Annotated in this window: 10 protein-coding genes; 4 read left to right on the forward strand and 6 right to left on the reverse strand. The window is 45.2% G+C overall.

From position 1 onward, the window contains the following. Positions 1-332: 332 nt before the first annotated feature. The 3 genes from ACJJIK_RS06130 to ACJJIK_RS06140 all read left to right on the forward strand — a co-directional run bounded on the left by ACJJIK_RS06130 (position 333) and on the right by ACJJIK_RS06140 (position 4,541). Positions 333-734, forward strand: a complete 402-nt coding sequence (locus tag ACJJIK_RS06130) for a helix-turn-helix domain-containing protein (protein ID WP_444930668.1) — start codon at positions 333-335, stop codon at positions 732-734. A gap of 504 nt (positions 735-1,238) precedes the next feature. Next, positions 1,239-2,891 carry an amidohydrolase gene (locus tag ACJJIK_RS06135; RefSeq protein ID WP_444944495.1) on the forward strand — a complete coding sequence of 551 codons (1,653 nt, stop codon included), beginning with the start codon at positions 1,239-1,241 and terminating at the stop codon, positions 2,889-2,891. A 1,101-nt stretch (positions 2,892-3,992) separates the two neighbouring features. Further along, positions 3,993-4,541 (forward strand): NADAR family protein, encoded by a 549-nt coding sequence (locus ACJJIK_RS06140; protein ID WP_444944496.1) that lies wholly within the window; start codon positions 3,993-3,995, stop codon positions 4,539-4,541. 1,003 nt (positions 4,542-5,544) lie between these two features. On the opposite strand, the gene ACJJIK_RS06145 is transcribed toward ACJJIK_RS06140, so the two are convergent. The 6 genes from ACJJIK_RS06145 to ACJJIK_RS06170 form a co-directional block, all read right to left on the reverse strand. Further along, positions 5,545-5,979: a hypothetical protein gene (locus tag ACJJIK_RS06145; RefSeq protein WP_444930665.1), complete on the reverse strand. Its 435-nt coding sequence runs from the start codon at positions 5,977-5,979 to the stop codon at positions 5,545-5,547. Positions 5,980-7,266: 1,287 nt separating this feature from the next. Beyond that, on the reverse strand, positions 7,267-7,656 hold the full coding sequence (locus tag ACJJIK_RS06150) for a hypothetical protein (RefSeq protein WP_444944497.1): 390 nt from the start codon (positions 7,654-7,656) through the stop codon (positions 7,267-7,269). Positions 7,657-7,712: 56 nt separating this feature from the next. After that, positions 7,713-8,399 (reverse strand): hypothetical protein, encoded by a 687-nt coding sequence (locus ACJJIK_RS06155; RefSeq protein WP_444944498.1) that lies wholly within the window; start codon positions 8,397-8,399, stop codon positions 7,713-7,715. Positions 8,400-8,684: 285 nt separating this feature from the next. Beyond that, positions 8,685-9,875: a transposase gene (locus tag ACJJIK_RS06160; RefSeq protein WP_444944499.1), complete on the reverse strand. Its 1,191-nt coding sequence runs from the start codon at positions 9,873-9,875 to the stop codon at positions 8,685-8,687. A gap of 139 nt (positions 9,876-10,014) precedes the next feature. After that, positions 10,015-11,448: an IS66 family transposase gene (gene tnpC / locus ACJJIK_RS06165; RefSeq protein ID WP_444944500.1), complete on the reverse strand. Its 1,434-nt coding sequence runs from the start codon at positions 11,446-11,448 to the stop codon at positions 10,015-10,017. A gap of 165 nt (positions 11,449-11,613) precedes the next feature. Continuing rightward, the gene (locus ACJJIK_RS06170) at positions 11,614-11,970 is read right to left on the reverse strand and encodes a transposase (protein ID WP_444944501.1); all 357 of its coding nucleotides are present in this window, start codon (positions 11,968-11,970) and stop codon (positions 11,614-11,616) included. 143 nt (positions 11,971-12,113) lie between these two features. Here ACJJIK_RS06170 and ACJJIK_RS06175 point away from each other — a divergent pair, with 143 nt between their 5' ends. Then, the gene (locus ACJJIK_RS06175; protein WP_444930657.1) at positions 12,114-12,575 is read left to right on the forward strand and encodes a hypothetical protein; all 462 of its coding nucleotides are present in this window, start codon (positions 12,114-12,116) and stop codon (positions 12,573-12,575) included. Positions 12,576-12,621: the final 46 nt, after the last annotated feature.

Raw genomic sequence — 12,621 nt, forward strand, 5'->3', positions numbered from 1 at the left:
AAGATAAACCAAATTATTCGATCATTGCCTATCCCCCTCACTTAACAAGCGGTAGCCTGCATAGCTAGGCTTTGCTCCTCTCGCCAAAAACAAGCCATGCTATTTACACCACCAGATACTGCCAGCTATCTGGTCATATTTGCAAGCCACTTCCGATGCATTATTTCCCCTGCCGTGTCAAGGAGATTTTTTTCACCATTGCTTTTCACCTCAAACAAAAAAATTAACAACACAGGCCTCTCACTTTACACACGGGGAAACGTTTCACTCTACGCCAAAAGAGAGAGTTAATCGTACTCTCGTTGCATGTCTTATCTGACAGGGACGACGATATGCAGCAAGAGAACCAAGACCGCTTTCAAAATGCGGATATTGACCACAAGAAGCTACCGGATCTGATGCAGGAACTTATCGATCTGATTGGCTATGCCGATATGTACCTTTTAATTTCCTCATTTGGGGGGCAGGATATTTACATTCCCAAATATCCAAGCAGAAGCAAGCTGGCTGATATGCTCCCCCTTGAGTCTCTACAAATCCTCAGCAACACCTACGGCGGGACTTATCTCACCCTGCCAACCTCACGGCAAATCGATATCCAGGCGCGCAACCATGAGATTTTACGAGCGTTGCAGAATGGGGAGTCTCGATCAGCGGTGGCCAAACGGTTTGGACTGGGCGTCAGGCAGGTAGCGAATATCAAGGCAACAGGCAAAAATAGCGATCACCACTAGAAAATCGCTATTAAAAGCTCTTGCCACGAATAAAGTACGCCAAAACAATGGGATGCCGCGTTATACGGGCTTCAATTTCAGCTGTTTTGTCACCCGGATAAATTGCAAAACTCTCCCACAGGCATGGAGCACCGCTGCCACTGGCCGTGATGCACCGCAGCTGCCGCCGTTAAGGTATACCCGGAGATTTCTGTAAGTAGGATAAAACTGCCCGAATACAACATAAGCACAAATGGCAGCCCCAACCTGACAAAAATGACTAGCGGGTGAAATAAACCCTATTGAAGGGGGGACAAATTAAGCAGCACCCCAAGTAAAACATTATTTAATCGTCACCACCCTATCGTCAGCAAATTATTGTCACTACCTTTTGAGCTCCCTCTGTTCCACCCCTCGCCGATTTACAACACTCCCGAAATACAAATATTGATATCGATGCCCCTTGGCAACGGGCGGAAAGCCACCATAAAATGAGTTGCGACAAAAACAACAAGGCACTCCACTATGCGGCTAGCCCAGATTCTGGCGGCGACACTGCTCACCGCTACCTCGATTACCACCCAAGCGGTAACACTGATTCACAACTTCTCCGGTTACCAGACCACAGATAAGACCCTACTCCAGTTCAACGCTATGGCCTTTGACCAGGGCAGAGTTTTGGAAACCGGCCCTATGGCGGAACTAGATAAGAAGTACCCGGATGCCGAACGGCTGGATGCCCAAGGGCGAACCCTACTGCCCGGCCTGATTGATGCCCACGGGCATATGTTGGGGCTGGGGCAGCTCAACGGGGCATTGGATCTGCGCGACCAGCCCCTCGGAGCAGTCCTAGCGGCGATTAAACAGCGCGCAGAAGGGTTGGAACCCGGCCAGTGGCTTCTGGGTTGGGGCTGGAACCAGGTAATCTGGCCCGGCAAGCAGTTCCCCACCCGAGCGCAACTGGATGCCCTTGAGGTCGATCATCCCATCTGGCTGCGGCGGGTGGATGGCCACGCAGGCTGGGCCAACTCCAAGGCTCTGCGTCTCGCCGGTATCGACCGGCACACCCAGGCCCCCGAGGGCGGCGAAATTCTGCGAGATAGCGAGGGAGAGCCCTCTGGAGTCCTAATTGACAACGCCATGGGGCTACTACAGCGGGCGATCCCCTCCACCACCCTGACCCAGGAGAAAAAGTCCCTGCAAAACGCCTTTAGCACAGTACTCGCTCTGGGGCTGACCAGCGTGCACGATGCCGGCATCAACGAGCAGACCCTCAAGGCCTATCGGGAGCTGGCACAGGAGAATGCCATCCCCTTACGGATTTACCCCATGCTATCGGTGGACAGTCACAACTATGCCCAGTGGCTGGCGGCGGGCCCCATTGGCACCCCCGAAGCGCGCCTGTATATGCGCAGCATTAAGCTCTCCGCCGATGGCGCCCTGGGCAGCCGTGGTGCGGCCCTACTGGAACCCTATCACGACCGCCCTAGGGAGAAGGGGCTACTGCTCTATCCAGAGAGCAAAATGCTGGCGCTACTGGAGCTGGCCACCGAACATAATTTCCAGGTGAACGTGCATGCAATTGGCGATAGAGCCAACCATATCGTACTCAACCACCTCGAAACCCTGAATAAAAAGGAGAGTCAGAAAGGGCACCGCCACCGGGTCGAGCATGCGCAGGTAATCGGGGTAGAGGATATCCCCCGCTTTGCCCGCCTCAACCTAATCGCCTCTATGCAGCCTACTCACGCCACCAGCGATAAAAATATGGCCGGGGATCGCCTGGGAGAAAAGCGCCTGATCGGCGCCTACGCCTGGCAAACCCTGCTGGAGCAAGGTACCCCCATTGCCGCAGGCTCTGATTTCCCGGTAGAGCCCGCCAATCCCCTCTTCGGCCTACACGCCGCCGTCACCCGCCGCGACCGCCAGGGCAATCCCAGCGCAGGCTGGCGCACTGAAGAGGCCATGACCCTGGAGCAGGCCCTGCGCGCCTTCACCCTGGATGCCGCCTACGCCAGCCACCAGGAAAAAGTGATCGGCAACCTGGAGGCGGGAAAATTCGCCGATTTTATTTTGCTGGATCGGGATATTTTTCAGATAGACCCTCAGGAAATCTGGAAAGCGCAGGTGCTGGAGACCTGGGTTGAAGGCGAACAGGTTTATCGCAAACCCCTGTAGCGACATACCGACTTTAAGATTTATCGCAATCTCAAACCTGCGGATACCGACAAAAAACGGTATCCGCATAAAGCTCAACCGCTGAAACATTCAATATCCCCATAAAATAAGACGTCCATGAAATTAGGATCTCCATCTTTGAAAAAAGCTTCTCACAGCAAATCAAATCATACGGCGCTTATCTCTTATATTTCACCTTAACAAAGGTGATTTAGCACACAATTTATCCCAGCCTTGATAGATATGATCAAACTGACCCGCAATTACTCAGGGATTTCCGGCTGAGAAAATCACCGCAAAAGGCCAAGCTCCTACCCGAAAAGTCAAGGACTGATAACGCAATGAAATAAAAGTGGATAATAACAACCTGTATTGCTTCTTTCCTAGGAACTATATTTTTAGCATTTCAACTCAAGTCCAAAGAGATCATCGTAAGTGCGCACTACGAAATGCAGGCCTGTGAGAACTGCGACCATATGACAATTGAGAAAAGCAGTAATCCAGACTTTCCAGGAAAGACAATAGTTCCTATAGCAAATGATTTTGATATCGAAAAGGCGATCAATACTACCGACTTAAAAAATCAGAAATTCTACCTGAGAGGAAGGGCACATATATTCAATTACAACCTATTCAAAATTAGCCCAGACGGAATACGATTCAGCATAACCGCTCAAGAACCCGAGAAGATTTGCGAATCCATACGCAATTAAAATTATCGACACATTGCCAGCGCCAGCGTATAAAATCCAAGAAGAACCGAATATAAACACTAAATATTGCATTTCTAAGACAGTTAAACCTTAGTTATCAGCAAATACCTAATACAAGTGTAAAGCAGCCTAAATAAATCAGACAAAAATAATTCCACCTCGACCAAACGACTCAATTAAAAAATAAACAAACCTATATACCCTCTACAACTTATTGGCAACCCAGTCATTCCGAACACTAAGCACTTTAACTACTTTTCCAATTAACCCCACCTACCCCTCGACAAGAAAAAAGCCAGAAGGTATTTTGCAGCGCCTGATCATATACCCCAGCACGGATCTCAGTTATACTGAAAAAAAAAAGAAACCCTGATTAGAGATATTTCAGTTGAAAGTAAGAAGTAAAGAGGCGCTAGTCGCCCACATAAATCACGGAAACTCAGTAAAGTACCTGTTTTTCTGGGGGCACCAGAAATCTACCCGCGGGATCAGCAAGGGCTGCTTTAGCCAGTGGTATGACTCTCCCTACGAATGTAGCGGCCATCGCTTCATGACGGCCGAACACCATATGATGTACCAAAAAGCCATCTTATTTTCTGATAACGAAGCCGCAACAAAACTTCTCTCCGCAAGCAACCCTGGAGAAGCTAAAGCAATTGGCAGACAAGTGCGCGGGTTTGACCAAGCAAAATGGGACCAATTCAAAGTTGAAATTGTAGTTAGTGCAAATCTAGCCAAATTTGGCAGCAATCCTGAACTGAAGGAGTTCTTACTTAGCACAGGCGAACAGGTTCTTGTTGAGGCCAGCCCTGTAGACAGAATATGGGGTATCGGCCTAGCTGAAGATAATCCCGCCTGTAAAAACCCAAACCTATGGAAGGGCGAAAACCTGCTAGGTTTTGCATTAATGGAGGTGCGCGATCAGCTGGCCCAATAGGCCAGCTGTAATAAAGCCCTTTCAATAACTAGCGTATAACTTGCCAGCAACCTACTGTAGCAACTCTACGATTACAAATAGCGGCGGATGGGTCCAACCCCGTGCTTCTCTATAACAATATTTCGGACACTTTTATGCTGCAATTGCCCTGCAATCACTGTAGCGACCATAAACACAGCTGACTTTTTCACATTTTCGGTTCAGACCTGAGCCCCTAAAAACTCTAGCCATCTGATGCTGATTAAATTTTCGGCGTTTCCGGCTGGCAATTGGGATAACTGTAGGTGCACTCTCCTGTGCCTCCTTGCGATCTTAAATTTTCAGTAAGTTTAGTGCTGTCAGTGAATCATTATCACAAAGATTGACAGATTTCTTTCGCACAGATTGACAGGGAGTTAGACCTTTGTGCTGCCTTGCATCTCTAAATAGAAATTCTATTTGAAATATTGACCTATAATACTAGACCATCTTTGTAGCATCTAACTCTGTATCCGTAGAATACAGTAGTGCATTTCCTTTTTTATCATCACAGCACTTCGGACAGCTTGGGGAGAAAGCTGTCCGAAGTATAGTTGTTATAAGGCTTATAGCTTAATAGTACTAAAGCCATTTTCTACATACTTGTCTATTACTGCGTAAAGTAAAATTGAACCTACCGTGAGTGCCACCACTGACGGCTTACTATAGATGCCGTAGTTACAGTGACCCGCCATAAAATAGATAATGGCTAGCCCACCAATTAATATTGTTAACCATAACCCTAAAGGAAGTGACCAGTACCAAATTGGACGCTTAAGTTTGAACTTTGTATTACAAGCTGAACAACGAAACCGGCTAAATGGTGATGCAAGGTACCTATACCAGGTAAGAATATTTTCTTTATGGCATTCTGGACACCTCATACGGCCCTCCTTGACTTATACACCCACAGCAGAGGTGACTGAAGCGTAGCGTAGGCCGCCCCGTAGAACCCCGAAGGGGAGGAGCAACCTGCCTGTTTTTGTTAAGCATTTTGTGCAAGCTCTTTGATGTGGTCTAGCTTTACCAGAAAGAACCCGTAAATAGTAATGTCAGCTTCGTATTCTAGTTGATTTTCTGAGATAAACTCTAGTGTAGACATGAGATCACTCAAAATTGGCTTTATAAAATTTGGTTTGTCCATAAGCATTTGCTCCACAAGGTTAATAAAGCTGCTTACCGCATCTGGAGCATCAAACTGATTGAAATCACCTTTCTCAATAAATTGTTTAAAACCAAGCATATAGTATTGAAATGGCTTGATTGGCATAAACCTAAGCTCTGAGGCCCGCTCAATAACACACCGGCGAAAATCCAATTGAACTTGGTCGTTCGTTTTTCCAGCAAAGATTCTGTGCGCATATTCAGAATCGAGGTCATCCCGGTAATTTTCCCAATCACTTTCTGATGGTATATTCATAGTTCTGATACTTCACGTCAAACTCAGCGATACATACTACGGAGAGCGTTTTACATAAAAACGGAGCGAAGCAGTATGTGTCCGCGTAGATCTTTTGTTGGGAATTTGCATCAGGTTCCACCAAATTTTTTATAACCCATTCCGCCACACACTCTTCTTTAGGAAGCTCAAATTCACAGATCGAACGTCTCCCCAAAAGTATTCTTCAACATTCAAAACATCTTTACCTGATATTTCCAAGCCCCAGAATTCATCAAAAGCAGATTCAGATATTATTCCATTTTTAAATATATAGCTTAAAAATTCTGCCCCTTCCCATTGATTCTTAAATTCGGCTTAATGAGAATATTTCACTGCAATTGAATTACGTTTTCGGTGAACCTCTCTGTGATGAGCATGACATGAAGATTTGTAGACTGCTGCTATGGATAATTCGCCTTTCAAATAATCATCGTTTAATAGGTCAATCAATGCTGACTTTGACCGCACTATGTACAACTCACATACCCTAAAAGACATAGCTAACTCTCTTGATACTTAACACTCAAAGCAGCGACACTCTTAGCGCTCGCTGTCTTTGCTTATTAGGGCTCAAAGTTTCTCCGAAGCCTTTTCCCTAACAACTTGCCAGGAATCATTCATTAGAACCCTCTATACCGCTTCAGTAATTTTACCATTGTATGCCAGTGCATTCCTTACGGACTAACCTTCATCTTTTGTCAGTTGCGACATGAGCAATTTTGGAATTTTCCTTTTACGAGCAATCATATCTAGGAATTTTTGATCATTGTATACCGCTAGATTTTCTAGTATTTCGACTGGTATAGTTTTGTTCTGCGCTATCCAGAATTTCAGTTCTGGATATTTCTCGATAACATCCTCCCATATTTTTGTGGGAGACTGGGCGACCTCGCCTAGCCTAGTTATAGCTGGCGTGTACTGAACGACCTACTTGCGCCCTGCCGGCCAACTTTGACTGGCGACTGACCAATAAATTTAAGAGAAATATCATAGCTTCCCACCAATTAACCGCCTGACTGGCAATCCACAATGGTTCAACTGGCTTTCAGGGCTTGCTGACTCAAAACGAAGGAGCTTGAACGAAGTAACTATACCAGTTTCCTGAAAACCCTCGGGAAAAGTCTGCTCAGATAGAAATTAATGCTTACCTAAACTATAAATCATCTAAAACTTGACCGCCACAATGACGCCCTCAGCAAGCGGATGCTTTTTATTTCGCTTTGGCTATGCTTATTAAGTGACAGCCACTCGACACAATCAGTTTTCTTACTTTAATTGACCTATCGAATATTTTGGATCTGAAAATAATTTTTTTGCTTCATCGTTTTGCAAATATTCTTTTATTAACTCCCTAAATGACTCTCCACGTTCATTTATAAAATGATCAAAAGCTGTAAAAATCATATCATATTGCTCAGCGGTAGCATGAAAATCTAAAAAATCAGCCATTGCAGGAGCTAAAATTTCATTTCTTAATGAAGAGATGTAGGGGTATGTCACCCAACATACAGGGTCATTTGGGAAGCACGACCACGATATCAATTCAGGCAAAAAATCCGCATTCTCAGGGTAACCAATTATGACAATATGTTCCGCACTACCAGTATCAAACTTATCCTTTATCTTTGGCAAATCCATTTCTTTATCTTCATTCATACCTTGCTCACTTAACGCCTTACTCCCCGCAGTATGTGTCTGAGTGCGGCAATTTATTAGCTGCGTTTAGACTTAATCCATGCTTTAACAGGCTCAACCCAGTCAGGAAGAGGCCGATAAAACGCTCCGTGTTCTAGTCCAGTGTTAATCTCTAACTCAGAGAATGACTTTAACCCTTGGCTTTTCTTTTCAAGAGACTGACACGAACTTGCTTGATCAGACTTATCATAAATTGAAAGTACATCGCCATACACTTTAATATCTGTATGGCTTTTAGATACTAAACGACCACAGCCAGCCAAGATAATAGTATCAATAGCCAAGTCTGAAAGCTTATCTGAAGTAAGGCCAGTAATAAAAGCCCCTCTCGAAAAGCCCATAATCACTATATTATTTGGTGAAACCCCATGCTCAACCAACTTTCTAACTTGGCTATTTAACTCATTAGCATATTTATAGGGGTCTGTATTTTTGGGCCTGTGATATGCAACCAAATGGTAGCTTTCATCTGATAGTGATTCTTTAATTGCCGGAAAATCATACAAACCCCAGCCAAACCTATCATTAATAGGTTTAGGATTGTCGCCCTCTACGATATAACCATGAGAATAAAACACATATGTCTCATTAGGATCAATTTTTTCTGGCAACTGGTTATAGATTTCACCTCCTGAGCAGCTCACCGAGATGGCCAGCCCAAGAATTGAAATTATTATAGATTTAATCATATTTACCTTAATCATTAGAGAACTAACGTTCGCAGAGACCTAATGGGCCGGAGTAAACTGCCTGCATTTATTATTAGCCCAGAGGGCCAACACTTCTTTATATTGCACATTTAATTGACTCGCGCTAAAAATAGGAAGCTACGCGCGCAGGCTATATTCTATAGTATTCTCATGTGAGAAAGTACTTTATTTTTAACTCCTCCTTGGATCGTACTGGAATACCACTATGTACGCCCCTTAAGGTCTCAATTTAAATATTCACCCGGGTTCAATTCAGGTGTATCAACACTTCGGACACTTTTATGCCGCAATTGCCCCGTAATCGCTGTAGCGATCATAAATATAGCTGAATTTTTCACAGCTTCGGTCCAGGCCTAAGCTGCTAAAAACCCTATTCATCAGATGCTGGTTGAACTTGCGGCGCTTCCAGCTGGCGGTTGAGATAACTGTAGGCGCATCTGTCTGCGTCTCTCTGCGATCTTCAAATTTCAGCAAATTCAGCGCTGTCAGCGATGCATTAACATGAAGGTTTATGGCTTCCTTTCGTACGGATTGGCAGTGAGTTAATCCGGTGTATTGCTTCGCATCCCTGAATAAGAACTCTATTTGAAATCTTGATTTGTAGTACGAGACTAATTTCACTGCATCTAAATTCGTGTCTGTAGAATACAGTAGCGCACTTCCTTTTTTATCGTCATCGATAGGCTTGAGCAGCACCATGCGTATGGCGCGCTTTAAAAATTTGGCGTGCACCACCTTCGTGTAGACTTTAACTTGAGCATCAAAAATTCTAGCAAAATCAAAACGGCATAAATCTTCAAGGTCAACTTTTCCGTCAAACCTTTTAGGGCATCCCTGACCGTTGTATTCCCCCTCGTATAGCCACTGCAAATTAGCATCAATCCGTAACTTTCCAACGATATGCATTCCTTCCTGAAGAATTGGGTTAACAAATGCCTTTTTGCTATAAAATGCGTCTGCTGCAAGGTATTTAATCCCAAGATTAAGCAACTTCGGTAGAACTTTGAGAGCATGGCTCACATATTGTTCAACCCTCGATTTTCCTTCTTCATCGATTGTTTGCTGGGAATCTATGGCATAGGCAGTATTTGTCTTCAAGTCGGTGACACTAATCGTAGAGACCTCAAGGCCGCGTTGTGATTCTCCAGCACTGCCGTTATAAAACCACCCTAGGCCATCAGTCTTTTTGCCGGATTTACTGATGAAACTGGCATTAGTAGCGGCAACACATTCACGATTTTCTTGGAATTCGCTGGCAAACAATGTGGTGTTAAACTGGATGAAGTCAAAGTATCTATGTGACCAGCGTCGATAACGCTTCTCACTTGAGGTGCTGAATCTGGCCATATTCAGATAGGTCGCCTTGCCTCGAAAGACCATCAGCATCGACAATAGAGTCATCATAAATTTCTGCTGGGGCTTACCAACACTGGACATTTTGGCAAAAACTGTTTTAATTGTATCTTCCATGGGCGGTTACTGCGTTAATCAGATTTCGTAAACCTTATTCTCGCAGTCTCCGCCCATGGATTCCAGCACCACGTCCCCAATTTGCCCCTCAAAAGTGTCCGAAGTGTTGTTTCATCGTAACTACTCACCCCCTACCGATTTAAATACGGCCCGAAAGCGCCATCTGAATTGCAATCAAAGGGTTGTGGCCTTTGTTAGCCATAGTTTGTAAATAGCTCGAAATGCGACAATAGGCCTGTGCATAGTGTGCCGATCGAAAACAACCAGATACTTTTTGCTTAACCTTTGACATGCGCAGGTCCCTTTCCGCACGATTGTTGGTAAAGGAGACGTGGCTCTCTTTGGCAAACAATAAAACCGCCATTTCGTAATTTTTCAAGCGTTCCCATAGATTATGCGCATCGGTCTTCGCCATTTTGCCGCGCTGGCCTTTGAGTTTAGCTGGAATCTCGGGTAATTCCTGCTCACCTCTAGCAATAATTTCCCGATACTGCTGTTGCAGAACAGCGTATTCCTTTTTAATCAGTTTTTTGCGTTTTCTTACCGAAACTGTTTTGCAGGTGGCTTGCAGTAAGCGTTTCATATCATTCGCCCACTCATACCCATTGGCATCAACGATAAAGGTCAATTCACGCAACAAATGCGAGCCACACAGGCCATGCCCACAGTGGGTATAAGACAAATACGAGGCCCAGCAGTCATGAATAATGACGCCCCCATAGCGTGGTATGATATCAATGTGTTCAATTGCTTCCTTACCGCGACTTCGGTGTAAAAACTTGAGGGTAATATCGTCGGAGGCATACACATGAATCCAATGATTCTTTTGCTCGACCCTCAGGGAGGTTTCATCTACGTTGAGCGAGGGATTTTGCAATAATTCCTCAAGAGCTGATTGCTCCCAGTCCGCCAGGGCTTCATGTAGTCGCAGGACAAATTTCAACAGAGTAGCTTCTGAGATCACTTGCCCGATCATGGCTTTAACCGCCTTCTGCACCCGATTTAAGGCGATCATTTGACAGACCAACAGGTTGATCGCGTAGGCTTTCAGGCCATTGCCGTATTGCAATGGTCCCGCCATATCGGCAGGGAACTCGCCTTTCACGGTATGGGTGCAAGTGGGACAGGCTTTTACTTCGGCATCGACATGCTCGACTACTTTTTCAAACTGAATATCAATACGAGTGCGTCGTTCATGACTTAAGCACGGGACGCTTGTTAGGTCTTCGCCGCAGTCACTGCAGTAGCGGACTTCGCTGATGGAGATAGTTTCTGTGATGCGATGGTTGTCAGCGGCCTGAACGGCTTCTGTTTTCCCTTTCCCCTTACTGCCTTTATGGGGCAATGCGGATTCATCTTTGTCCGTTTGGGAGGATGGCTTGCTGGAGTTTTTATTCGTCTTGGCCGTTTTTTTCTCCAGAAAAATGGCGAGTATCAACTCTAGCAGAGTAAACACGCTTTGCAGCAGCAGACGACTTTCCTGGCTTAACAACTTCTCGGCACACTGCCGCTGGAACTCGGCTTTTAGGCGATCCATTTCCTCGCGCACAGAAGTTTTGTTAATGTTGGCCATAACCGAAAAGTGAACCCGTTATCTCGAAGGTGTAGGATATCACAAATTTTGGCGTATCTCAGATCGTTGCGGATAAGAATAAAGCGAGTTTGCTTAGAGCATTTGTCTCAGCTTTTCTGTTTCTTTGCTTTAAAAAATCTGATAGTTTTTTTGATGAGGTGGCAGTTAGGGGTGAGTAGTTACGATAGTTTCATAGCTAATGGACTGGCCTTCTTCCCGGTCTAGCCAGCCGGAAATTTGCTCTGGACTCCACTGTAGTTTCAGTTTTCTCTCTATCAGAGCAATAGCCTTGGGTAGTATCTTTGTTGATCTTCCTGCCTGCCTACGCCGCTCTTCAGTCGTCTGCTGAGCTTGCTTATAGAGGTAGCCTTTTCCGCCTCGATTACGAGCGAGCTCTCTGCTGATTGTAGGCCGGCTAACACCAACCTCCCTGGCAATTGCCCTCTGACTCCAATCACTTTTCTTTAGCGTCCAAATCTGACATCGTTGCTCTTCGGTCAGCTGTCGGTAACGTTTTGTCATCACTTAATCTCTTGACGGAGAAGAAGCGGCAGATGTTACCTTCAGCTGACCGTTCTTTTCCAGATGATTAACTGATGCACTTCAGAGTTGAATGCAGGTTATTATAAAAACCCCAAAATTAATCCATATGCCCAGGCCCCACGATGAAAAAGATTAAACTGATGCTTGCTGCTCTATCCCTCACAGGCTGTGCCCAGGGTCATATCGACATTCTAAAGCAAGATGGTGAAGTAATTGGGTCTTGCTCAGCAGAATTCTACCTTCACTGGCACGGCGCTCAAGATTCTGTGAATTATATCCTCAACCTTTGCGCACAAGAGGCCATGGCAAGGGGATTGAAGATTTCTGATGAATCAATCCTTGCAAATGATTACACCCTGCCAGAGTCACCTCAAGGTTACAACTGGAGTAAGAAACTAGCCAAAGAATATTTCTCCAACAGACAAATTACAGAAGAGAAGCTTGGATATATTTTAGCGGCTATTGAGCTCGACTATCAGGCAAAATTGGACTCCGCTCAAGAACGCAAATCGCGCTCGGAGATTACCCAAATCGAGTACGAAAAGCTTATAAGCGAAGCCAAACAGACATTTGAAGGTGAATAAGTATAGCGATACCCCTTGCCGAACAACTCCCTATTGTGCGGCAAAA

This window comes from Microbulbifer regidiadema (SeqCode) (assembly GCF_052466995.1).